23 protein-coding genes are annotated in these 21,584 nt (G+C 66.2%); 7 read left to right on the forward strand and 16 right to left on the reverse strand.

Annotation, left to right across the window (positions count from 1 at the left end; translation table 11 throughout):
- The first annotated feature begins 66 nt into the window (after positions 1-66).
- A complete protein-coding gene (gene sfsA / locus G3T14_RS04650; protein WP_163640536.1) occupies positions 67-777 on the forward strand; it encodes a DNA/RNA nuclease SfsA in 711 nt (236 codons plus the stop codon).
- 57 nt (positions 778-834) lie between these two features.
- Here the strand turns inward: sfsA and G3T14_RS04655 are convergent, their stop codons facing one another.
- The 4 genes from G3T14_RS04655 to G3T14_RS04670 form a co-directional block, all read right to left on the reverse strand.
- Entirely contained in the window at positions 835-1,665 is an 831-nt protein-coding gene (locus G3T14_RS04655) for an FkbM family methyltransferase (protein WP_163640538.1), read from the reverse strand.
- Between the two features lie 83 nt (positions 1,666-1,748).
- Positions 1,749-3,737, reverse strand: a complete 1,989-nt coding sequence (locus G3T14_RS04660) for a cellulose synthase catalytic subunit (protein ID WP_348645208.1) — start codon at positions 3,735-3,737, stop codon at positions 1,749-1,751.
- 5 nt (positions 3,738-3,742) lie between these two features.
- A complete protein-coding gene (locus tag G3T14_RS04665; protein ID WP_246732920.1) occupies positions 3,743-4,993 on the reverse strand; it encodes a hypothetical protein in 1,251 nt (416 codons plus the stop codon).
- Entirely contained in the window at positions 4,990-6,468 is a 1,479-nt protein-coding gene (locus G3T14_RS04670) for an HlyD family efflux transporter periplasmic adaptor subunit (RefSeq protein WP_163640540.1), read from the reverse strand. The genes G3T14_RS04665 and G3T14_RS04670 overlap by 4 nt, the downstream gene beginning before the upstream one ends.
- 467 nt (positions 6,469-6,935) lie before the next feature.
- On the opposite strand from G3T14_RS04670, the gene G3T14_RS04675 reads away from it, so the two are divergent.
- Positions 6,936-7,700: an alpha/beta hydrolase gene (locus G3T14_RS04675; protein ID WP_163640542.1), complete on the forward strand. Its 765-nt coding sequence runs from the start codon at positions 6,936-6,938 to the stop codon at positions 7,698-7,700.
- 6 nt (positions 7,701-7,706) lie between these two features.
- Here G3T14_RS04675 and G3T14_RS04680 read toward each other — a convergent pair whose 3' ends face one another.
- From G3T14_RS04680 to G3T14_RS04725, 10 genes are all read right to left on the reverse strand, one after another.
- Entirely contained in the window at positions 7,707-8,468 is a 762-nt protein-coding gene (locus G3T14_RS04680; RefSeq protein WP_163640544.1) for an ABC transporter permease, read from the reverse strand.
- Positions 8,465-9,388, reverse strand: a complete 924-nt coding sequence (locus G3T14_RS04685; protein ID WP_163640546.1) for an ABC transporter ATP-binding protein — start codon at positions 9,386-9,388, stop codon at positions 8,465-8,467. Before G3T14_RS04685 ends, G3T14_RS04680 begins: the two co-directional genes overlap by 4 nt.
- Before the next feature lie 137 nt (positions 9,389-9,525).
- A complete protein-coding gene (locus G3T14_RS04690; protein WP_204262649.1) occupies positions 9,526-10,011 on the reverse strand; it encodes an ATP F0F1 synthase subunit B in 486 nt (161 codons plus the stop codon).
- 113 nt (positions 10,012-10,124) lie between these two features.
- The gene (locus G3T14_RS04695; RefSeq protein ID WP_163640550.1) at positions 10,125-10,688 is read right to left on the reverse strand and encodes a F0F1 ATP synthase subunit B'; all 564 of its coding nucleotides are present in this window, start codon (positions 10,686-10,688) and stop codon (positions 10,125-10,127) included.
- Positions 10,689-10,783: 95 nt separating this feature from the next.
- Positions 10,784-11,011: a F0F1 ATP synthase subunit C gene (locus G3T14_RS04700; protein WP_018044493.1), complete on the reverse strand. Its 228-nt coding sequence runs from the start codon at positions 11,009-11,011 to the stop codon at positions 10,784-10,786.
- Positions 11,012-11,101: 90 nt separating this feature from the next.
- Entirely contained in the window at positions 11,102-11,857 is a 756-nt protein-coding gene (locus tag G3T14_RS04705; protein ID WP_163640552.1) for a F0F1 ATP synthase subunit A, read from the reverse strand.
- A gap of 90 nt (positions 11,858-11,947) precedes the next feature.
- Positions 11,948-12,325 (reverse strand): AtpZ/AtpI family protein, encoded by a 378-nt coding sequence (locus G3T14_RS04710; RefSeq protein ID WP_163640554.1) that lies wholly within the window; start codon positions 12,323-12,325, stop codon positions 11,948-11,950.
- A 192-nt stretch (positions 12,326-12,517) separates the two neighbouring features.
- A complete protein-coding gene (locus tag G3T14_RS04715) occupies positions 12,518-13,171 on the reverse strand; it encodes a thioredoxin domain-containing protein (RefSeq protein WP_163640556.1) in 654 nt (217 codons plus the stop codon).
- 92 nt (positions 13,172-13,263) lie between these two features.
- Entirely contained in the window at positions 13,264-13,749 is a 486-nt protein-coding gene (locus tag G3T14_RS04720; RefSeq protein WP_163640558.1) for a DciA family protein, read from the reverse strand.
- 93 nt (positions 13,750-13,842) lie between these two features.
- Positions 13,843-14,127, reverse strand: a complete 285-nt coding sequence (locus G3T14_RS04725; RefSeq protein ID WP_163640560.1) for a TM2 domain-containing protein — start codon at positions 14,125-14,127, stop codon at positions 13,843-13,845.
- Positions 14,128-14,254: 127 nt separating this feature from the next.
- On the opposite strand from G3T14_RS04725, the gene mutY reads away from it, so the two are divergent.
- Positions 14,255-15,583: an A/G-specific adenine glycosylase gene (gene mutY, locus G3T14_RS04730; protein ID WP_163640814.1), complete on the forward strand. Its 1,329-nt coding sequence runs from the start codon at positions 14,255-14,257 to the stop codon at positions 15,581-15,583.
- A 31-nt stretch (positions 15,584-15,614) separates the two neighbouring features.
- Here the strand turns inward: mutY and G3T14_RS04735 are convergent, their stop codons facing one another.
- Together G3T14_RS04735 and G3T14_RS04740 are read right to left on the reverse strand one after the other, a co-directional pair.
- Complete coding sequence (locus tag G3T14_RS04735) at positions 15,615-16,646, reverse strand: acyltransferase (protein WP_163640562.1); 1,032 nt, start codon at positions 16,644-16,646, stop codon at positions 15,615-15,617.
- Between the two features lie 10 nt (positions 16,647-16,656).
- A complete protein-coding gene (locus G3T14_RS04740) occupies positions 16,657-17,850 on the reverse strand; it encodes a site-specific DNA-methyltransferase (RefSeq protein WP_204262640.1) in 1,194 nt (397 codons plus the stop codon).
- A gap of 643 nt (positions 17,851-18,493) precedes the next feature.
- Here G3T14_RS04740 and G3T14_RS04745 point away from each other — a divergent pair.
- The 4 genes from G3T14_RS04745 to G3T14_RS04760 all read left to right on the forward strand — a co-directional run bounded on the left by G3T14_RS04745 (position 18,494) and on the right by G3T14_RS04760 (position 21,435).
- Positions 18,494-18,811: a septal ring lytic transglycosylase RlpA family protein gene (locus tag G3T14_RS04745; RefSeq protein WP_163640816.1), complete on the forward strand. Its 318-nt coding sequence runs from the start codon at positions 18,494-18,496 to the stop codon at positions 18,809-18,811.
- Positions 18,812-18,936: 125 nt separating this feature from the next.
- A complete protein-coding gene (locus tag G3T14_RS04750) occupies positions 18,937-19,251 on the forward strand; it encodes a polyhydroxyalkanoic acid system family protein (protein WP_163640817.1) in 315 nt (104 codons plus the stop codon).
- Positions 19,252-19,332: 81 nt separating this feature from the next.
- Complete coding sequence (locus G3T14_RS04755; protein WP_163640564.1) at positions 19,333-19,563, forward strand: hypothetical protein; 231 nt, start codon at positions 19,333-19,335, stop codon at positions 19,561-19,563.
- A 54-nt stretch (positions 19,564-19,617) separates the two neighbouring features.
- Positions 19,618-21,435 carry an ATP-binding cassette domain-containing protein gene (locus G3T14_RS04760; protein WP_163640571.1) on the forward strand — a complete coding sequence of 606 codons (1,818 nt, stop codon included), beginning with the start codon at positions 19,618-19,620 and terminating at the stop codon, positions 21,433-21,435.
- The last annotated feature ends 149 nt before the right edge of the window (positions 21,436-21,584 follow it).

Below are 21,584 nucleotides of genomic sequence, written 5' to 3' on the forward strand. Positions count from 1 at the left end.
GGATCGGCCCAATTAGGCCTTCCTCACGTCGCCAGCGGCTTCGAGACAGGATCATAGAGGTATGCGATGCGCTTCTCCGCGCCACTGATCGAGGCGCGTCTCATACGACGCTACAAGCGTTTCCTCGCCGACATGGCCCTGCCGGACGGAACCGAGGTCACGGCGCATTGCGCCAACCCCGGGGCGATGCTCGGGCTCAATGTCCCCGGCGCCCGGACACTCCTGTCGCGCTCCACCAATCCGGCGCGCAAGCTCGGCTATTCATGGGAACTGGTGGAAGCCGACCTGCCGGGCGGTCCGCAATGGGTCGGCATCAACACCCTGCGTCCGAACGCCCTCGTGGCGGAGGCGTTTCGCGAAGGCTCGCTCGCACCGCTGCTGGGGTACGGTCATCTGCGGCCGGAAGTTCGCTACGGACGCGCGAGCCGCGTCGATTTCCTCGCGACCGGGGAGGGGATGGCGCCCTGCCACGTCGAAGTGAAGAACTGCCACCTGATGCGGCAGGCGGATTTGGCCGAGTTTCCCGATTGCGTCGCCGCCCGCAGCGCCCGTCACATGGACGACCTCGCCGAGGTCGTCGCCACCGGCGGACGGGCCATGCTGATCGTGGTGGTGCAGATGCATGCGACACGCTTCGACGTGGCCCGCGACATCGATCCCGCTTTCGACAGGGCGTTCACGCGGGCTCGTGCGGCTGGCGTCGCGGTTCACGCTTATCGCTGCCGGGTCGGGCCCGACGCCGTCACCATCGCCGACCAGATCCCCGTAGCGGGGTGATCAAAGGATCACAGGATCAAGGTGGTCCCGCCACGAGACGGACGACCTGGCCGCCACTCAGGCCTGGCGTTCGAAGATGAGATTCAGCCGGGTCTGGAGGATACGCCGGTAGCCGTGCTGCTCCAGCAGGGCGGCCAGATCGATCTGCCACTGATCGGTGCCGTCCTCGACGATGAGCAGATTTGGATGCAGCGAGGTCGGTGCCTCGCGCAGGAATGGCTCGAGGATCAGGTCCTCGGCCCCTTCCACGTCGAGCTTCATCGCGTCGATACGGGCGATGCCCTCGCTGCGCGCCAACTCGAGCAGGGTCACCGCCGGCACGCGGATGCGCGCGCCCTCGTTGGTGCCGACGATCTTCAGGCTCGATTCGCCGCGATTTCGCGGATCGACGAACAAGGTCAGTTCGCCCGCCTTGTCGGCCACCGCACAGGCCACGGCCTTGACCGTGCCGAATGGGTTCTGGGCGATGTTGTAGGTGAGGCGGTCAAACACGTCGGGCTGCGGCTCGACGGCGAGGATACGGGCGCGCGGTCCGGCAAGGGCGGCCACGAACAACGCGTAGGCACCGATATTGGCGCCGATATCGAGGAAGGTGCAGCCCGCTGCGAGCCGGGCCTTCAGGAACGCGAACTCCTCGGGATCGAAGAATTGCGGCGTGAAGAGCACCTTCTTCTCACAATTGTTGTTGTAGGGGTGCAGCCGCATCCTGGCCCCGAACCGCTCGACGTCGAGCGGCTTGCCACGCAGCAGGCTGATGCCGAGCCGACGCAGGAACAGGGCGAGACGGCGGCCGCCCCATGTGCGGTTCGAAATCCGGCCGGTGCGCTCGGCAATGCGCGCGACGAGACCGGTGGGAGCGTAGGTGCCGTAGGGCTGCGTGTCCTTCATCGCGCCGGGTGATGCCAGCCCCGCTCGTTCGGGGCAAGCGCGGAGCGTCGCGCTTGGGCCAAGTTCGACGCCGCGGGCGAGCCTCAGGTGGCGCGAAAGCAGCGATGCAGCAATGCCCGCAACGCGACACCCAGGCTCGCGGTACGGGCGATGGGATCGATGGCAGTGGTGAACAGGCGCAGGATGAGGTCGCGGCGCTGCTGCGGCGCCGGGGCGAGCCCGAGGGCCACGGCCCCCGATCCGAGGCTCCGCACAGTCGCCTCCACCCAGCCGGTGGGCTGCACCAAAAGCTGGACCTCGTCACCTGCCGTCAAGTCGCGCGGCGCGGTGCCGATCCGGACCGTGGCCACGTCCATGCCGAGGCTCGCGAGCGTGCACGGATAGGTGACGCCGTTCCAGCGCAGGCTGCTCGGCTCGTTCACGGGGAATTCCTCCGAGCCACGGGGACGCTCGAAGCAGACCAGGAAGGCGACGAAGGTGAACAGCATCGCCACTCCGGCCCAGAGTAGATTGAAGTAGTCGAGCGGCGAGATCTCGGTGGCGCCGTTGGGCGAGATGAACGACCACAGGATCGCACCCGCGGACAGCGCCGAGATCGTGCCGAAGCCGGCGGCCATCTTCCAGCGCACCATCGCGACGGTGCGGTCGCCACCCTTGTCGGTGACCTTGAACGGGCGCCCGAACGGACGGATCGCCGCCGAGAAGAGAGTGAGCGTGATGGCGAGCGCGGTCATGATGTGCGTCACCTCCATGAACAACGGCAAGGTCCGCTGCCCGGAGACCCAGCCGCTGTAGATCCACAGGGCAAACAGCGCGGGGAGCCCGTAGCGCAGGAACGACAGGTAATCGGCATAGAAGGCCGGCAGGTCGAAGAACCAGTAGATCGACGGCGCCACGAGCATGAGCACGATGAACGGCTTGCACATCCAGTTCAGCACCCCGTGAAGGTAGTGCAGGCGCTGCATCAGATTGTAGTCGCGCCCACGGAACGGGCCCGCCTTCAGCAACGCGACCTGCATGGTGCCGAGGCACCAGCGCGTGCGCTGTGTGATGTATTCCGGCAGGCCCTCTGCCGAGAGGCCGGCACTCAGGCGCTCGTTGAGCCAATGCGTCTCATAGCCGTGGCGCATCAGCGAATAGGTGAGGTTGATGTCCTCGCAGATGGCGTCGTGCGGGAAGCCACCCATCTCGACGACCCGGTCGCGGCGCACCAGGAACGAGGTGCCGACACAGAAGGCGCAGCCCCAGGCGTCCTTGGCCGGCTGGAACACGTCGAAGAAGATGCGCTGGTCGTCGACCCAGGCATCGGCGGCCATCAGGTTGTGCTGGATCGGATCGGCGTTGAAGAAGAATTGCGGAGTCTGCACCACCGCGCAGCTCTGGTCGTGGAACAGGCCGACTGCGCGGCGCAGGATGTTGGGCGCCACGGCGAAATCGGCATCGAGCACCAGGATGATCGGCGCATTGGTGAGGCCGGCGGTGTGGTTCAGCGCGTTGTTGAGGTTGCCCGCCTTGGCGCCCTTGTTGTCCGGCCGGGTGACGTAGCGGGCGCCGACCTCCTCGCAATACGCCTTGAGCCAGCCGCGCCGCGTGTCGTCACAGACCCACACGGTCACGTTGGGATAGTCGACGGCGAGCGCCGGGATGATCGACTTCTCCACCACGTCGAGGGGTTCGTTGTAGGTGCAGATGAAGATGTCCACGGCCGGCCAGTCGCCGCTCGCGGTGAGCTTGGCCTGCTCGCGGTCGGCCTCGCCCGTGCGGTCCTTGAACCGGAACAGGATCACGATCGACATCAGCGTGTAGAGAATCGCCGTCATCTCGGAGGCGAAGAAGACGTAGGGCCAGATCTGCTCCAGGCCCGGCTCCATGCGCGGCAGAGTCTCGTGCCAGCGCCACGCCGTGTAGAGCAGGATGAACACCGCCGCCGTAGCGCCGAACAGAGCCCGCGCCATGGCGTTCGTCCGGTCGAGCAGTCCCGCCATCACCAGGAGACCGATGAAAATACCGAGATCGGCGGTGAGCACCGCCCAGACGTCCTGCGGTGCGGGGAACTGAAGCGATGGGATCACGGCGGCTACTCCAAAATCCGGCCGGTGAAAGGGTTCCAGGCCAAAGCCGCGAGTACGGCCCAGGCCGTCGCGCCAAGATGCGGTCGGCGGTAGTAGTAGAAGTCGGCCTCGTGGCTCGCCGGGCCGATGGCGATGCCGGTGGTGAGCCGCGCGACGTTGGTGGCGAACAGGTATCCCGAGGGCGCGATCTGCGCCTTCAAACCGTCGAGCAGCCGGCGCGCCGCGTCCGCATGGCCGAGCGCCCGAAGGGTCAGCGCGGCCTGCGCCGTGCCTTCGACCCAGAGTCCGTCGCGATCCTCGTTGAAGTCGAATCCGCCCGGAACCGAGAGGTGGTGCTCGGCATAGGCCATTGCCTTGCTCCACGCCTCGGGTGGGTTCACGACACCGACGAGCGGCCAGACCTGGGTGTCGAGGGCCACGTGGGTGACGGGCTGGAGGGCGCCTTCAGGAGTGGTCCCGAGGCGAAACAGGCCCGGATCGGCGACGAAGGCGGCGTCGAGGAAGCCGCGGGCCGTCGCCGCGACCGTGGCCTGCGCGGGATCGCCATCGTGGCGGTGAAGCCAGGTGGCGACGGCATGGACATCGAGATTGTGCTCGGTCGATTTCCAGTGGAGCCGGGTCTGCGACGGGTCGAAACCATCGACGCCGCCGGAGAAGCCGGCGGGGAACCGCGAATCGGTCGCGTTGGCGGTAATCCAGCCGAGCAGACGTTCGGCCCCGGCCCGATAGGCAGGCTCCTGTGTCGCCTCGTCGAGGGTCAGCAGCGAAAGGGCCGCCCAGGCGACGTTCCCCGTGGCGGTCCCGTCTTGATAGGAATCCTCGGCCCAGAGATTCTGCTTGGCATCCCACCAACCTGGAAGGAGAGCAGCGCCGTCGCCAACGGGGCCGGCCCGGTAGGCGTTGCGGATACGGCCATCACCGAAGGTCCGGTCGTGCGTGAGCCCGTGGAGGAGCGCGTCGCCGATCCGCCGGGCGCGGGGAACGTCGCCGCAGGCCACGAGGGCGATGGCGGCGAGCGCATTGTCGTAGGTGAAAGCCGAATGGCGCAGGGCCGGATCAAGTTCGGCTTCGCCCGGCCCGGGCTCGTAGCTGACGAGGAACACAGGGCCGGTCTTCGCCGCCCCGGTCGCGTCCACCGCCCGAGCGAGGGCGGCGCAGAGGGGGACGGCAAGATCATGCCGTGTCAGCGGACCGGACCGGACCGGCGACGCCGCCGCGACGCACATCAACGCCGCGGTGAGGAGGCGACGGATCAAGAAGCGCCTTGGGTCGAGCGGCGGCTCTCGTTGCGTGTCTGCTCCCGTGCCGTGGCCGTCCCCGTCGAGAACAGGGAGGCGACGAGGATTCGCACACCGCTCTGCGCACGGCTGGCGACGTGCGACACGCCGTTCCAAGCGGCGCTGGGGATGCCGAACCCGCTCGCCACATTCTTCCAGGCGACGGAAGCCGACGGCACCCAGCCGTTCTCACGGGTGATGGTGACCCATTGCCCGACCGAGCAGGAATTGGCCTGGCCGGCGCGGCGCAGGCTCGCAGGCTGGGAGGACGGATCGGCACTGTCGAACCCAACCAGGACATACATCTCGCGACGCTCGGTCTGGGGGAACGGCACCGCATATTGCTCGTCGGTCTTGTCGCTGGTCTTGGGCAGGATCTCGGTAACAGCCCCGAAGCGCGGCTCGCCATCAGCCGACGAGACCCTGACACGGGTGCCAACAGCGAGGCTCTGCGCCTGCCGGTACGAGAAGATGCCGACCACGAAGGCGTTGTCGCAATCGACCATGGTCGCGACGGAATCACCCGGGTTGACGTGGCGGCCGGGCGCTACGCCGACGCTGAGGACGTAACCGCCGCTCATCGCCCGCATCTGGGCGACGGACAGACTGTCGAGGCGCCGCTTCTCGGCATTGAAGAGCGCCTGCTGGCTCTTCAGGCTCGAGCCGAGCTGCGCCTCTTCGATGGCCAGTCGCTGGGCGTCGAAGGCGAGGTCGCGGCGCTTCTGATTGAGGATCGCGAGCGAGTTCATCTCGTTGCCGACGAAGATGCCCTGCTTCACGCCGTTGAGCTGCGTGATCTTCAAGTTCAGCTTCGCCGTCTCGGCATCCTTGTCGAAGCGTGCGGCAGCATATTGCTGTATGGTCGGACGGAGCAGGTCTACGCTCGCGATGTTGCGGTTCACCATCGCCTGCTGGCGATCCACCACCGCTTTCTTGGCCAAGCCCTCGGCATCCGACGACGCGACGCGCGCGCGGGCTTCGCTGATCTCGCCTTCGAAACGCTGAACCGTCTGTTCCACCTGCTTGGCGATCTCGACGTCGAGGGCCGCCACGTAGGCGATATCGGAGTTCTTCTTCTCCCGCGCCGCCAGCAGTGAACCGCGCAATTCCTCGACCTTGCCATCGAGCACGATCAGGGTGGTCCGGTCGACGCGTCCATTCTGCAGGGTCAAGACGGACTCGCCCGGTTCCAGGCGCTGACCGGTCCGCGCCAGGACGTCGGTGACCTCGCCGGCGATCGGCGCCGTGAGCAGCATGATCGGTGCATTGATCACCGCGCGATCCGACTGATCCGCCAGGAGCGGCGGCAGGGTTGCGGTCGTCATCAGGAGAGCCAGCACGGTCGCCACGGAGTAGGAAGAGAGCCGGACGATCCGGGTCTGATCCAGCTGGGCCTTCGCCTGCGCTGAGACCTGGGAGGGCTTGACGGAGGGCAGGGGCGACGTTTGGTGCATGTCGTGATCTCCAAAGGGAGCACCGGAGAACTATAAGTATAGTTTCCGACTTTTTAGGCGCAGAAGCTCGGCCGCCCAGCTAAAGGCGTTGAAATCTGGCGAAATTTTTCGTGATTTGGTCGTTAAAACATTCTTAATCGTATTTGTTGCGGTGCGCAATAAGCGAGACCGCATGAGCGACGTGTTCAGGAATCACACGATTGTCAGCAGCGAGGTCGTCTGAGAAAAAACCTGACGCTTACTAGGAAAATACCCGCATTGTTTGACTATCGACTTACCCAAAAAGGCCGCAGCGATTCGGACGCTCCATGGCTATTCGACGCCCGCTCTGCACCGTCACATTCGTTCCGCGAACATTCTCCGCCGGATCTCATCCGGGGTGGCGTGAGGCTCTGTCTCAAGGCACCGTTGCGCCCTATGGACGATTAGGATTCTTCCGTTCATCTGCCGACAAGGGGCGCCGACCCATGCAGACATTCCAATCCGAGGGCGTCGGTATCGCCTACCTCGACGTGCCCGCGGAGGGCGGCACCGGGGACCCGATCCTGCTGATTCACGGCTTTGCGTCCAATCACGCCGTGAACTGGGTCAACACCCTGTGGGTACGAACGCTGGCCCAGGCGGGCCGCCGGGTGATCGCGCTGGACAATCGCGGCCATGGCGAGAGCCAGAAGCTGTACGCGCCCGACGCCTACGGCTCCGACATCATGGCGGGCGACGCGCGGCGGCTCCTCGATCACCTCGGAATCGCGCGGGCCGACGTGATGGGCTATTCCATGGGTGCGCGGATCTCGGCCTATCTCGCCCTCGACAATCCGGAGCGGGTGCGCTCGATCCTGCTCGGCGGCCTCGGACTCCATCTCGTCGAGGGCAGGGGACTTCCCGACGGCATCGCGGAAGCCCTGGAGGCTCCGGCCGGCACGCCGGCCTCGAACCCGACCGCCGCCGCGTTCCGGACCTTCGCCGAGCAGACCGGCGGCGATCTGCGGGCGTTGGCCGCTTGTATGCGGGGTTCGCGCCAGACCCTGTCGCGGGCCGAAGTGGCGCAGATCGAGGCACCGACCCTCGTCACGGTCGGCACCCTGGATACGGTGTCGGGCTCCGGGCCCGCGCTGGCGGCGCTGATGCCCAACGCCAGGGCGCTGGAACTGCCGAACCGCGACCACAGCACGGCAGTGGGCGATCGCCAGCATCGAGCAGGCGTGCTGGAGTTCCTCAATACCCGCCCGTGAGGGCGCTCAGCTCTTGAGGCGATAGCCGGTGCGAAAGATCCACGTCACGCCGGCGAGGCACAGGGCGAGAAACAGAAACGCCATGCCGAAACTGACGCCGACGCTCACATCGGATCGGCCGAAGAACGCCCAGCGGAACCCGCTGATCAGGTAGACCACGGGGTTGGCGAGGCTCACCACCCGCCAGAACGGCGGCAGCATCTCGATGGAGTAGAAGCTGCCGCCCAGGAACGTCAGCGGCGTCACGACGAGGAGCGGTACGAGTTGCAGCTTCTCGAACCCGTCTGCCCAGAGTCCGATGAGGAAGCCGAACAGGCTGAACGTCACGGCGGTGAGGAGCAGGAACACCACCATGAACACCGGGTGTTCGATTCGCAGCGGCACGAACAGGGCCGAGGTGGCTAGGATGATCAGCCCGATCAGGATCGATTTCGAAGCCGCCGCCCCGGCATAGCCGAGCACGATCTCCAGTGGCGAGACCGGTGCCGACAGGATCTCGTAGATCGTGCCGGCAAAGCGCGGGAAGTAGATCCCGAACGACGCGTTGGCGATGCTCTGGGTCAGCAGCGAGAGCATGATCAGACCCGGCACGATGAAGGCGCCGTAGGACACGCCTTCCACCGAGGCCACCCGCGAGCCGATCGCCGCGCCGAACACCACGAAATAGAGCGAGGTGGCGATGACCGGTGCGACGATGCTCTGCAGCGCCGTGCGCCAGAAGCGCGCCATCTCGAAACCGTAGATGGAACGGACCGCGAACCAGTTCATGCCCGCTCCTTCACGAGATCGACGAAGATATCTTCCAGCGACGATTGGCTGGTGTGCAGGTCGCGGAACCGGATGTCGGCTGCAGCGAGATCGGCGAGCAGGACGGTGAGGCCGGCATCGCCCTTGGTGTCATAGGTGTAGACCAGCTCCCGGCCGTCGCCGGAGAGTTCGAGATGGTGCGCGGCGAGGGCCGACGGCACCTGCCCTAACGGCGCGTCGAGCTGCAGGGTGAGCTGCTTCTTGCCGAGCTTGCGCATCAGCTCGACCTTGTCCTCGACGAGGATGATCTCGCCCTTGCGGATCACGCCGACCCGGTCGGCCATCTCTTCGGCCTCGTCGATGTAGTGGGTCGTGAGGATGATGGTGACGCCCTTCGCCCGCAGCCCGCGCACCAGGCGCCACATATCCTGGCGCAAGGCCACGTCGACGCCGGCGGTGGGCTCGTCCAGAAACAGGATCTTCGGCTCGTGGCTGAGCGCCTTGGCGATGAGCACCCGCCGCTTCATGCCCCCGGACAGGGTCATGATCCGGCTGTCCTTCTTGTCCCACAGCGAGAGGTCGCGCAGCACCCGCTCGATATGGGCCGGATCGGGCTTCAGTCCGAACAGGCCACGGCTGAAGCTCGTGGTCGCCCAGACCGTCTCGAAGGCGTCGGTGGTGAGTTCCTGCGGCACCAGGCCGATCAGGCTTCGCGCCGCCCGGTAATCCTTCGTGATGTCGTGGCCATCGGCGAGGATACGCCCTTCGCTGGCCGTGACGATGCCGCAGACGATGCTGATCAGCGTGGTCTTGCCAGCGCCATTGGGGCCGAGCAGGGCGAAGATCTCACCCTTGGCGATATCGAGGTTGATGTCGGTCAGGGCCTTGAGGCCGGTTCCGTAGACTTTGGACAGATTTGTGATGGAAATGATCGGCTGCATCGGGTCTCCGCTTCGGCGTGGCGCTCACGCGATCGGGCCGGGGCTATAGCACGCCCGGGCATCGGGCCCGAGACACGAAAGCAGAAACGAAAAAGCCGCCTCACGGCGGCTTCCTCGAAAATGCATTTGGCTGGATGTCAGGCCCGGAGGCGGGTGCGGACTTCGCCGAGGCTCTGGCGCACGAGATCCTGGGCAGCATCGCCCTGCATCCGCTCGCGCAGGATGACCTCTGACACCTTCACCGCCGCGTCGGCGGCAGCGGCGCGGACCTGGGCGGTGGCCTGGACCTCGGCCTGGGCGATCTTGGCCTCGGCCGACTTGGTGCGCCGGGCGATGAACTCGTTCAGCCGGGCGTGCCCTTCGTCGGCGATGCGCTGGGCCTCCTCGCGGGCACCCGAAACGATGGCCTCGGCCTCACGCTCGGCGGAAGCGCGGCGCTTCTTATAGTCGGCCAGGACGCCGGCCGCTTCCTCCCGCAAGCGGCGGGCTTCGTCGAGCTCGGTGCGAACCCGCTTAGCACGGCCATCGAGGGCCTTGGTGAGCTGGTTGAAACCGCCGACCTTCCAGACCACGGCCATGAACAGGACGAAGGCGACTGCGACCCAGAATTCGGCTTCCAACAACATGCTCGTCGTCCCAGTTCGATAGTGCCCGGCGAAAGCTCAAGCCGAAGGTGAGGCTGTCGCAACCTCGACCGAGGCGCTTCGGCCGATACGATTTACCAGAGGCGTTCGCCTCAATGCGGAAGCGCGACGCTGTCGAGCGCCTTGGCCAGAGCCGCCTCGTCCGGCGAACGTCCGGTCAGACGCTCGACGATGGCGGCAGCGGTTTCGCCGGCAATGCCACGGACGTTACCCATCGCTTCCGTGGTGCGGGTACGAATTGTCGCCTCGGAGGCCGCGATCTTGTCGTTGAGTTCGGTCTCGAGCGCCTTGCGCTTGGTCTCCGCCTCCTGAGACAGGGCGGTCCGGGTCTCGAGGGCGATCGCCTGGGCCTTGGCCTGCGCGTCGCTCAAAGACTTTTCGTAAGCCGCGCCAGCGGAATCGGCTTCGGCCTTAAGGCGCTGCGCCTCGTCGAGATCGGTGGACAGGCGAACCGCACGGTCGTGCAGAATGCCCTGGATGCGCGGCAGCGCGATCTTGTCCATGAGGTAATAGAGCAGCCCGAAAGCCAGCGCGAGCCAGATCAGCTGGGACGCGAAGGTGTGGCTCTCGAAGGGCGGGAAGCCACCGCCGTGTTCGGCGGCCGGCGTCGCGGCGAAGCCTTCATGCAGTACGGTCGATTGGGCCGGCTGAGCCATGACGTCCTTCGCTCACGTTGGGAGAAAAGGGCCGGACGCGAAGAGACACCCTTCTGGGGCTCAGCGTCCGGCCCTGTAGCGGTTCGATTCGTGGATTAGACGGCGAACAGGAGCAGCAGCGCGACGAGCAGCGAGAAGATGCCGAGCGCTTCCGTGAGGGCGAAGCCGAGGAGCAGGTTGCCGCGCTGGCCATCGGCGGCCGACGGGTTGCGGAGCGCGCCGGCGTAGAACTGGCCGAAGAGATTGCCGAGGCCGATGGCGGCGCCCGCCATGCCGAGACAAGCGAGGCCGGCACCGATGTACTTGGCAGCTAAGGGATCCATCAAATTGCTCCTGGTGTCCGTGTCGTCGTTACGTGGAGAGAAAATCCGGCCGCGAGCGCGAACCGGGGACGGAAGAGGATGCCGCGGCCTTTAGTGGCCGGGGTGAAGCGCGTCGCTGAGGTAGATCGAGGCCAGCGTCGCGAAGACGTAGGCCTGAAGACCGGCGACGAGGAACTCGAGGGCGGTGACGGCGACGCTGAGCGCGAGCGGCAGCGGCGAGATCGCCCCCCAGGCACCGGCGGCGAGAAGCGCCGGAACGAAGCCCGCGAAGATCTTGAGCGCGATGTGGCCCGCCAGCACGTTGGCGAACAGACGAACCGCGAGGCTGATCGGACGCGAGATGAACGACACGATCTCGATGGCGACGATCATCGGCAGCAGCCAACCGGGCACGCCCGAGGGCACGAACACCTTCAGAAACTTCGTGCCGTGCGCCATGAACCCATAGACGATCACGGTGCCGATCACGAGGAAGGCGAGCGCGAAGGTCACGATGATGTGGCTTGTCACCGCGAACGCGTAGGGGATCATCCCGAGCATGTTCAGGACGAGCACGAACATGAACAGCGAGAAGATCAGCGGCATGAAGCGCTCGGAGCCGTGACCGGCCGACTGCCGCAGGGTCGAGCCGATGAAGTCGTAGAAGATCTCGGCCATAGACTGCATGCGGCCCGGAACGACCGAGCGCTGCGACGTCGCCACGATGGTGATCAGAGCGATGATCCCGACGGCGGCGAACATGTACAGGGCGGACTGAGTGAACGCGATCTCCTGATGGCCGATATGGCCGAAGGAGACGAGCGGCTTCAGCTCGAACTGGTGGATCGGATCCATCTTTACGGCCATTGCCGCTCCCGCCCTTCTTCTTCTCGAGCGGGCAGGACGCCCGCCGCCACCAAAGCCGCGTAAGCGGCATTTTCTCTCCGGGACCACGCCTTACGGGCGATCCCGATCCTTCGTCGGCGCCGTCGGGAGCGAACCCGACACACGCATGACGTTGTAGACGCCGGTCGCGAAGCCCAGCATCAGCAGGACGATCAGACCCCAGGGTTTCGTCCCCAGGTAACGATCGAAGATCCAGCCGAGAATGCCCCCTGCCAGAACGCCCGCGATGAACTCCGTCGAGAGCCGCATCGCTTGGCCGAGAGGAGAGGGCCCGGTGGAAGAACCGGAACGCAGCGAGCGATCGGGAGGGGCACCGGGCCGCTTCCGCTCGATCTGCGTCTCAAGACGTTTGAGCCTCGCGGAGAGGTCTTCGTCCAGCGCTTTCTCCCGTCCGTTCCCGCGCTCGTCCCCTGCGTCGTTACCGCTCACGGCGAAAACTCACATTGGCGAGAGCGGAGGGAACCGGCTGGGACGCCTCCTTCAAGCGCGGCGCAACATAGTTTCGCCCACCTTGGGTGTCAAGGCGACCCCGATCCGCCTTAACACATTGCTGGTATTCGCAAAAACCGCTTCCAACAGGCGGATGCGAAAACCTTGTCCCGTCCTGCCTTGCGCGCGGCGTCAAGCGCCGAGAATCGGCTTGATCACCTTCTCCATGCCCTCGACGGACATCTCGCCCTTGTAGCGCTCGCCGTTGATGAAGAAGGTCGGCGTCGAGTCGACCTTGAATGTGTCCATGCCCTTCTGCTTCACGGTGTTCACCGCGTTGTAGAGCTTCTGGTCCTTCAGGCACGCCTCGAACTTGTCCTTGGAGAAGCCGGCCTGGCGCAGCATCTGTTCCAGGGAATCGACCGGCGATTGCGGCTTCTGGACGTAGGCCCAGGCCTGCTGCTGATCGAAGAGCAGATCGGTGATGGGATAGTATTTCGCGTCGCCGTCGCAGCGCGCCAGCATGAAGGCGGCGGTGGCCAGCGGGTCGAGCGGGAATTCGCGCAGGGTGAAGCGCACCTTGCCGGTGTCGATGTAGCGCTCCTTCAAGGTCGGCCACGTCTGCTTGTGGAAGGCCGCGCAGTGCGAGCAGGTCATCGAAGCGTATTCGATAATCGTGACCTTGGCGTCCTTCGGACCGAGCCAGACGTCGCCGAGCGGTCCGGGCTCCATCAGGCTGGCGAGATTCGCGTCCTGCGCGAAGGCCTCCAGCGTGAACCGGGGCAGGAGGGCCGCCGCGCCGATGGCGAGGCCGGTGGCTTTCAGGGCGTCGCGCCGGGTGATCATGGTCGGGACAGGCTCCGCTTGCGGACAAACGCGTTCTCTGGCGCTTGCGGTAGAATTTGTCGGACGTCCTGACAAGGCGCGCGACGACACCGTCAGTACTTGGGTTGGGTGGCGATCACCGCAGTGCCGAGGCGATCGAGGGCGTCGCGCAGGGCGTCGTTCTCGATCGTGACGACGGCAAGCGCCACTTCGCCGCGGCGAATGGGATCGATCACCGGAGCTGGCGGACGGCGCCCGATCCGGTCGACGCGGCCCTGGCGCATGACGATCTTGCCGACGCAGGGCCAGCCGTAATGCGCGTTGATGCGCTGGATCACCACCGGGGCGAGATGCTGCAATTCGAGGGCGAACACGCCCTCCACCCGGACGATCAGCGTTCCGGGGTCGGGGCGGCCCTCTTCCTCGCGGCGGCGCCGGCGCGGCCATTCGAGCTTGGAAGGCTGGCAATAGCGCGACAATCGCTCGCCGACGATCTCGGGCCAGGCGGCGAGGATGTCGGTGGAGGCGAAGCCCTGCGCGGCGAAGGCGGGGCCGATGCAGGCCTCCAGCAATTCGGCGAGTGGTTTGATGCGAGCCATGCGCGTCTCACAGGCTCCGGTGCGGTCCCACAGTCAGGATCGATGACACAGCGAGGTTAGCATGACGTTCCCTGTGCCCGAAGCCCCCGAGCTTCAGACGCCCACCAGCGCCTGCGTGGCGAGGCGATTGCGCAGCTCGTCCTGTTTGGCCCGGACCATCGCGGGGATCAGAAAAGCGTCGACGAGCAACCAGAGGAAGCCGACCAGCACGAAGAAGGAGACGATCTGCAGGATCGCCGTGCCGGAACGGCCGAGATAGAACCGGTGGGCGGAGACGAAGCCGAGGAAGAACCACAAGGCATAGGCCGCCAGAACGCTCGGCCCCTCGTTGGTGACGCGGGTCTCGATGAGGATGCGGTCTTGAGTGGTCAGGGCCATGGCTGTCGCGCGTCCTCGATATCGTCAAGCTTCGGCTATCATTCCTGCAAAACCCCGTCGAGGGACATCGCGGCGCTTTGATCGGCCGAGCCCGACGGGTATGGACGGGCGCGCCATGTCAGTGCCGATGCCAGTGCCCGCCGCTTCGCTCCCAGGCCCCAGGGCCGCGGACCTCCTCACCTGGTACGACCGGCATCGCCGCGTGCTGCCGTGGCGGGCGCTCGCCGGGCAGACGCCCGATCCGTACCGGATCTGGCTCTCGGAGGTGATGCTGCAGCAGACCACCATCGCGGCGGTCAAACCCTACTTCCAGAAGTTCCTCGAGCGTTTTCCCACCATCGACGCGTTGGCGGCGGCGCCCGAGGAGATGGTGATGACCGCCTGGGCCGGGCTCGGCTACTATTCGCGTGCCCGCAACCTTCACGCCTGCGCCAAGGTCGTCGCTGCCTCCGGTGCCTTCCCCGACACGCTGGAGGGTCTGCGCAAGCTGCCCGGCATCGGCGCCTACACGGCCGGCGCGATCGCGGCCATCGCCTTCGACCGGCAGGAGGCGGCCGTCGACGGCAATGTCGAGCGCGTGATGACCCGGCTCTTCGCCATCGAGACGCTGATGCCGGCGGCCCGCGCCGAGGTGCGTGTGCGGACCCAGGCGCTCGTGCCCGCCGACCGGCCCGGCGACTTCGCTCAGGCGGTGATGGACCTCGGATCGACGATCTGCACCCCGAAGCGTCCGGCCTGCGCCCTGTGCCCGTGGATGGCCCCATGCCGGGCGCGCGGCCTCGGACTGCAGGAGACCTTTCCGCGCAAGATTAAGGCAGTGAAGGGCACGATCCGGCGCGGTGCGGCCTTCGTGGCGATCCGGGCCGGCGACGAAGCGATCCTGTTGCGTACGCGCCCGCCCGAGGGGCTGCTCGGCTCCATGGCCGAGCCGCCGATGAGTCCTTGGGAGGCCGCGTACGACCCGGCCCAGGCGCTACTCGACGCGCCGCTCGATGCCCGCTGGAAGCGCCTGCCGGGGCTGGTTCGCCACACCTTCACCCATTTCCCGCTCGAGCTCACGGTGTTCTGCGCCCGGGTTTCGCTGAGCACGGTGCCGCCGCCCGGCATGCGCTTCACCCCCCGTCGCGACCTCGACGACGAACCGCTTCCGGGTGTGATGAAGAAGGTACTTGCCCATGCCTTCGACCCGAAGCCGGACGTGGTAAAAGTGCCGAAGGCCAAGGCGATGCGGGTGGTCGCGCCGGCACCGCTCTTCGCCGAACCCGAACCGCCGCCAGCTGCGCCGAAGCCGACGTTCCGCCCGGTGCCGAAGCCGTCACCCCGCGTGGCGCCAGCCGTGGCGCCGGACCCGATCGATTCGGATTTCGACGGCATGGTCGAGCAAGGGGGGGCCGATGCAGACGTTGCGCCGACCGCACCGCGCAAACGGGGACGCCCCCGGACGCGCCCACTCTGACGAAAGGCGCGTCCGCCCGTGAAAGGCCGGATCAGCGCCAGCCGAGCGCCGGCTTCTCGATGAGGTGCCAGCTCACCAGCCCGAGCAGACCGGCGGCGACCAGCGTCGCGAGACCGCCCACAATCGGCGAGAGGTCCGGAAAGCCGGCGACGAGGAGGTTCTGCACTGGCCATGCGTAGAGATAGAGCCCGTACGACGGATCGGTCTCGTTCGTGGCCAGGCTGAGCGGGTTGGGCCGCACCACACAGGCGAACCAGAACGTCAGGTAGCCCCCGAGAACGATGAGGGCCGGCTCGGCGAGGGCCGGGACGGTCATGGCCGGACCCAGCAGTAGCGCGGCGATTGCCGCGCCACGCCGGTCGAGCCGGATCCAGTCGGAAAACACGTGGAACGCTCCGCCGCACAGGAACGCGAAAGTGAGTCGGATCGCCTCCGGCGGATACCCGATCAGGCTCTTCAGGATCGTGAGGCTGGGGAGGTCGGTACGGGCGACGAACAGTGCGGCGAAAGCAGTGAGCACGGCCAGATATGCGCCCCGGTGCCGGAGCACTCCGAGGCATCCGAGGATCAGCACCAGAAGATAGCAGCGGAATTCGTAGGCAATGCTCCACATCGCCCCGTTGAGCGCCGGATTGGGCAGGCCGGCGAAGGCGCCCGGTACCTCCGGTACCGACAGCGACAGCATTCGTCCCAAGGCGCGAAGCGGCTTCACCTCCGTGAGATTGCCGCCCGCCAGAGGCGCGACGACCAAAAGACAGACCAGGGATGCGATGATGAAGGCCGGATAGATCCGCAGGATCCGTCGCCACAGGAAGTCACCAACGGAACGCGCGCGCAGGAAGCTCGCGACGATGAGGTAGCCGCTCACCAGAAAGAATCCGTCCACGGCGAGTTCGCCGAAGGACAGGGTTCCGAACAAGCGCGTCAGCGGCTCGCGCGACCGGTTGCCGTCGATAAGTTCCGGCGCGTGCGCGACCACGACGAGGGCGGCGAAGACCAGCCGCACCGAGCCGAAATTGTTGGCCCGGCGCGTCGTTCCGTTATCCCCACCGCCGAGCGACATCTGCGGATGATCAGGCAGCCGACCCCATCGCCGCGCGCATCTTGGCGCGGAAAGTGTCGATGATCACCGGCTTGCCGGCGCGCTGAGCGTGCCAGAAATCCCAGCCGTTGCAGGCCGGCAATCCCTGGACGAGGGCGCCGATCTTGTGGATCGAGCCGGTGGCCGGCCCGGCCATCAAGGTGCCGTCCGGGCGCACGATGGCGGTGTGGCGGCCACGTGCGTCGCTCAGGGTCTCGCCGGGACGGATGTGGCCGGCCTCGATCACGCTCAGAAACGCCACCCGCGGCTCGGCGCGCTTGGTCGGCGCCACCAGGAGGGCTGCCTGCGACAGCGGCTCAACCGCATCGATGCGGACACGCGCCGCATCGGCATAGACGGTTTCGCGCTCGATGCCGATGAAGTGGCGGCCGAGGCGCTTGGCCACCGCCCCGGTGGTGCCGGTACCGAAGAACGGATCGAGCACCACGTCGCCGGGATTGGTGGCCGAGAGCAGGGTGCGGGCGAGCAGGGCCTCTGGCTTCTGGGTGGGATGCACTTTCAACCCGTCGGCGCCCTTCAGGCGCTCGTCGCCGGTGCAGAGCGGAATGAACCAGTCCGACCGCATCTGGACGTCGTCGTTGCCGCCTTTCAGTGCCTCGTAATGGAAGGTGTAACCCTTCGATTCCGCCGAGCGAGAGGCCCAGATCAGAGTCTCGTGAGCGTTGGTGAAGCGCTTGCCGCGGAAATTCGGCATCGGGTTGGCCTTGCGCCAGACGATGTCGTTCAGGATCCAGTAACCGAGATCCTGGAGCACGCTGCCGACGCGAAAAATGTTGTGGTAGGAACCAATGACCCACAGGGTTGCGTTCGGCTTCATCACCCGGCGGGCGGCGGTGAGCCATTCCCGGGTGAAGGCATCATAGGCCGCGAAGGTCGAGAATTTGTCCCAGTCGTCGTCGACGGCGTCGACACGGCTCTGGTCCGGCCGCAGCAGCGAGCCGTCTCCGAGCTGGAGATTGTAGGGCGGGTCGGCAAAGACGCAATCGACGCTGGATGCCGGCAGGGCATTCATGGCGGCGATGCAATCCCCGACGAGGATTTCGTCGAGGGGAAGACGCTGAGCGGGGGGTACGAGACCCATCCGCGGCGCCGACACGAGTCGCCCGGTACGCGAGACATTATTCCGGGCGACGGTGCCGGCAACCACGGTACGCGGGGAAGCCATGGCAAACACCGGTTACGCGACTGACCGGCAGACCTTGGCCCGGTTAACGTAAAGAGCGAGTTGCCGGGTTTGTGAGAATGCGTCTCGATTTGGGGCTGCAGTTTTTGCCGGGTGCGTCGTTCGGATGCCCCTCAGACTAATCCTCTAGTATTCCGCGCACCATCGCCGCAAACCCCACGTCTCGTCCAAGACGAACCGAGCGAGCATGATCGATGCTCCGCGCGTGTTCCGGAGCGGATGCGGCCGCGTTGTCGGAGCGTCACCACGCGAGCCGCACCGAAATGGCTCCATGGCGAGGAAAATCTTCCATTTTTCGCTGCCGAACGGTCATGCATGGCAGGGTTTCGCTCCGCGCAGGCTTGAATTCCCGGCCGTGGGTACGGGCGCCCATGGGTCGCGCCTGACCTGACACGGATCAAGCATTCCGGTGCAATCATTGGCGAATTTATCTGAAATCGACCATTCACAAATACTTAAAGATACAACCGCAGATTAAAAAATCATTCTATCCTCAAACATGGCAGCTCTTGCCTCATTTCCTGACGTCTCATTTTGGCCCCGATCCGCTTCATTTTGCCGGCCAATCGAAACAACAAAGGGAATGCGGATGAACATCAAGCCTGTTCGCGGAATCGTTGCCATTATGGGTACCGTCGTGACACTCGCAAGCGCCAGCCAGCCGGCTATGGCGCAAAGCGGAGCCGCCTCTTGGTATGGGAGCGGCCGCAAGACGGCCAATGGCGAGCGGTTCAACCCGAACGGGATGACCGCCGCACACCGCAGCCTGCCGTTCGGCACCCGGGTCCGGGTCGAGAACAAGCGCAATGGCCGATCGGTGGTGGTCCGTATCAACGATCGCGGTCCGTTCGTGCGCGGCCGGATCATCGATCTCGCCAAGGGACCGGCGCGCGCGCTCGGCATGGGCGGGACGACCTACGTCGCCTTGAGCGTGCTCAACTGAGCTTTTTGTCTTCGGCCGGCGTTGTCTCAGCGTCGGCCGTGCCCATTTCGAGCGCGAGCATCGTTTCTTTCGAAACGAGGTCCGCCGAACTCGACACTGCTCAAGGCACCACGCGCAGGTACATGATGGCCAAGCCCCTGATCGTCGAAATTCCGCATGAACTCGGGCTCGCCGAGGCACGCCGGCGCATCGCGGATGGCATCACCCAGGCCAACGGCCTGTTCGACAAGGCCGGCATCGCCGTCGACAAGCTCGCCTGGACCGACGACCGGCTCGATTTCGCCATGGCGGCGATGGGCCAGAAGGTCGATGGAAACGTCGACGTACGGCCCGGGACCGTCCGGATCGAGGTCCGCCTGCCGCTGCTGCTGGCCCTGTTCGCCGAGCAGATCCAGAAGAAGCTCGGCAAGGAAGGCAACCTCCTCCTGACGAAGAAGTAGGGCGCACCGGAACCGCCTCGCGGGCGGGCCGTTGCAAGGGGCCGCCTCTAAGGGGCGCCCCGCTCGCGAGAGGAAGCCTGCATGTCAAACCCCGGACCGATTCCCGAGACGCCCGTTCCCGAGACGCCCTACGAGGCGCCGCAGACGCCGGCTCCGACGAGCCCGGACCTTCCCGGAACCGACATCCCCGGCCAGACGCCCACAGAAGCGCCCGACGTCACGCCGACCGAAATTCCCATGAACGACCCCGATGTCGGGCCCGCCATTGCGCCGGATCCTTCGCCGACAGGCCCCGCCAACCCGACGATGTAGGTCGGCGCACCGAACCATTGGTTTGCGGGCGCCGGCACTGCCATAAGCCCGGCCATGGCCGCTCCCCCGCTTCTCACCCTTCAAGACGTCGCGCTCACTTTCGGCGGCACACCGCTGATCGAGCGCGCCGAACTCGCGATCTCACCTGGCGAACGCACCTGCCTCGTCGGCCGCAACGGCTCGGGCAAGTCGACGCTGATGAAGATCGCAGCCGGTCTCGTAGAGCCCGACAAGGGCGTGCGATTCGTCCAGCCCGGCACCACAATCCGCTACTTGGCGCAGGAGCCGGATTTCTCGGGGTTCACAACGACCCTCGACTTCGTCGAGTCCGGGCTCACCCACGGGGACGATGCCTACCGCGCCCGCTACCTCCTCGAGAGCCTCGGGATGACGGGCGAAGAGAATCCTCTGCGCCTCTCGGGCGGCGAGGGACGGCGGGTGGCGCTCGCCCAGGCGCTGGCGCCCGAACCCGACATCCTGCTGCTCGACGAGCCCACCAACCATCTCGACCTGCCGGCCATCGAATGGCTCGAGGCTGAGCTAAAAAGCGTGCGCGGCGCGCTCATCCTGATCAGCCACGATCGGCGCTTCCTGTCGGCGCTCTCGAAAACCACGGTCTGGCTCGACCGGGGCACGACACGCCGGATCGAGCAGGGCTTCTCCACCTTCGAGGCGTGGCGCGATGCGTTCTTCGAAGAGGAGGAGCGCGACCGGCACAAGCTGGAGCGCAAGATCGCCGACGAAGAGCATTGGCTGCGCTACGGCGTCACGGCCCGCCGCAAGCGCAATGTGCGGCGCCTCGGCAACCTGCATCAATTGCGCAAGGACCGGCGCGAGGATCGCCGCCCGGTCGGCACCGCGACCATGACCTCGACGGAGGCCGATGCCTCGGGCGCCCTCGTGGTCGAGGCCAAGGGTGCGGCAAAATCCTACGGCGAGCGCCGCATCGTCGACGATCTCTCGATCCGGGTGATGCGCGGCGACCGTCTCGGCATCGTCGGCCCCAACGGCGCCGGCAAGACCACGCTGATCAACCTGCTGACCGGGCAGCTCCCCCCCGATTCGGGCACCATCGCGCTCGGCACGAACCTCAAGATGATGCTTCTGGACCAGACCCGCGCGGTGCTGGAGCCATCGATGACGGTGACGGAAGTGCTCACCGGCGGCAGCGGCGATTCGGTGACGGTGGGCGGGGTGAGCCGCCACGTCATCGGCTACATGAAGGACTTCCTGTTCGCTCCCGAGCAGGCCCGGACTCCGGTACGGGTGCTGTCCGGCGGCGAGCGCAATCGCCTGCTCATCGCGCGCGCGCTGGCGCAGCCCGCCAACCTGCTGGTACTCGACGAGCCCACCAACGACCTCGACCTCGAAACCCTCGACCTGCTCCAGGAGATGCTCACCGACTATTCCGGTACGCTGATCCTGGTGAGCCACGACCGCGACTTCCTCGACCGGGTGGTAGGCAGCGTTCTGGTGAGCGAGGGCGAGGGCGCCTGGATCGAGTATGCCGGCGGCTATACCGACATGATCGCCCAGCGCGGGGAGGGGGTTCAGGCCCGCACGGTCGCCTCCACCACCAAGGCGGGCCGCGCGGAACAGCGCGAGCGCGCCAAGATCACCGAGGCTGCGCCTGCTTCGGCCAAGTCCAAGCTCGGCTTCAAGGACCAGCACGAGCTGAAGACGCTGCCCGAGCGGATGAAGAAGCTCGAATCCGACATCGGCAAGCTGCGCGCGGTCCTGGCCGACCCGCAACTCTACGTCCGCGACGCCCCGCGCTTCGCCAAGGCCTCGGCCTTGCTGACCGAAGCCGAAACCCAGCTCGGCGCCGCGGAAGATCGCTGGCTCGAATTGGAGATGCTGCGCGACGCGTGACGCCGCGATGCGGTGATCGCAAAGCCGAGCCGGTCTTCGGTCTTCCCGTAGATCTTTGTGTTTGCATCGGTTTTTCCAGGAACCGCTAGCCCCTCTCGAGCCGGCGCACTAGCCAAGCCGGCGCGCTTGCACCACCTATGCGCTCGACC

The sequence above is a fragment of the Methylobacterium sp. BTF04 genome (genome assembly GCF_010692745.1).
Classification (GTDB): Bacteria; Pseudomonadota; Alphaproteobacteria; order Rhizobiales; family Beijerinckiaceae; genus Methylobacterium.

Coding starts and splice junctions, on each gene's coding strand:
- G3T14_RS04700 (WP_018044493.1), bottom strand. CDS start 11,011: ATGGATCCCTTAGCTGCCAAGTACATCGGTGCCGGCCTCGCTTGTCTC.
- G3T14_RS04705 (WP_163640552.1), bottom strand. CDS start 11,857: ATGGCCGTAAAGATGGATCCGATCCACCAGTTCGAGCTGAAGCCGCTC.
- G3T14_RS04675 (WP_163640542.1), top strand. CDS start 6,936: ATGCAGACATTCCAATCCGAGGGCGTCGGTATCGCCTACCTCGACGTG.
- G3T14_RS04720 (WP_163640558.1), bottom strand. CDS start 13,749: ATGGCTCGCATCAAACCACTCGCCGAATTGCTGGAGGCCTGCATCGGC.
- G3T14_RS04695 (WP_163640550.1), bottom strand. CDS start 10,688: ATGGCTCAGCCGGCCCAATCGACCGTACTGCATGAAGGCTTCGCCGCG.
- G3T14_RS04760 (WP_163640571.1), top strand. CDS start 19,618: ATGGCCGCTCCCCCGCTTCTCACCCTTCAAGACGTCGCGCTCACTTTC.
- G3T14_RS04725 (WP_163640560.1), bottom strand. CDS start 14,127: ATGGCCCTGACCACTCAAGACCGCATCCTCATCGAGACCCGCGTCACC.
- G3T14_RS04685 (WP_163640546.1), bottom strand. CDS start 9,388: ATGCAGCCGATCATTTCCATCACAAATCTGTCCAAAGTCTACGGAACC.
- mutY (WP_163640814.1), top strand. CDS start 14,255: ATGCCAGTGCCCGCCGCTTCGCTCCCAGGCCCCAGGGCCGCGGACCTC.
- G3T14_RS04745 (WP_163640816.1), top strand. CDS start 18,494: ATGGGTACCGTCGTGACACTCGCAAGCGCCAGCCAGCCGGCTATGGCG.
- G3T14_RS04755 (WP_163640564.1), top strand. CDS start 19,333: ATGTCAAACCCCGGACCGATTCCCGAGACGCCCGTTCCCGAGACGCCC.
- G3T14_RS04715 (WP_163640556.1), bottom strand. CDS start 13,171: ATGATCACCCGGCGCGACGCCCTGAAAGCCACCGGCCTCGCCATCGGC.
- G3T14_RS04680 (WP_163640544.1), bottom strand. CDS start 8,468: ATGAACTGGTTCGCGGTCCGTTCCATCTACGGTTTCGAGATGGCGCGC.
- G3T14_RS04740 (WP_204262640.1), bottom strand. CDS start 17,850: ATGGCTTCCCCGCGTACCGTGGTTGCCGGCACCGTCGCCCGGAATAAT.
- G3T14_RS04735 (WP_163640562.1), bottom strand. CDS start 16,646: ATGTCGCTCGGCGGTGGGGATAACGGAACGACGCGCCGGGCCAACAAT.
- G3T14_RS04670 (WP_163640540.1), bottom strand. CDS start 6,468: ATGCACCAAACGTCGCCCCTGCCCTCCGTCAAGCCCTCCCAGGTCTCA.
- sfsA (WP_163640536.1), top strand. CDS start 67: ATGCGCTTCTCCGCGCCACTGATCGAGGCGCGTCTCATACGACGCTAC.
- G3T14_RS04750 (WP_163640817.1), top strand. CDS start 18,937: ATGGCCAAGCCCCTGATCGTCGAAATTCCGCATGAACTCGGGCTCGCC.
- G3T14_RS04655 (WP_163640538.1), bottom strand. CDS start 1,665: ATGAAGGACACGCAGCCCTACGGCACCTACGCTCCCACCGGTCTCGTC.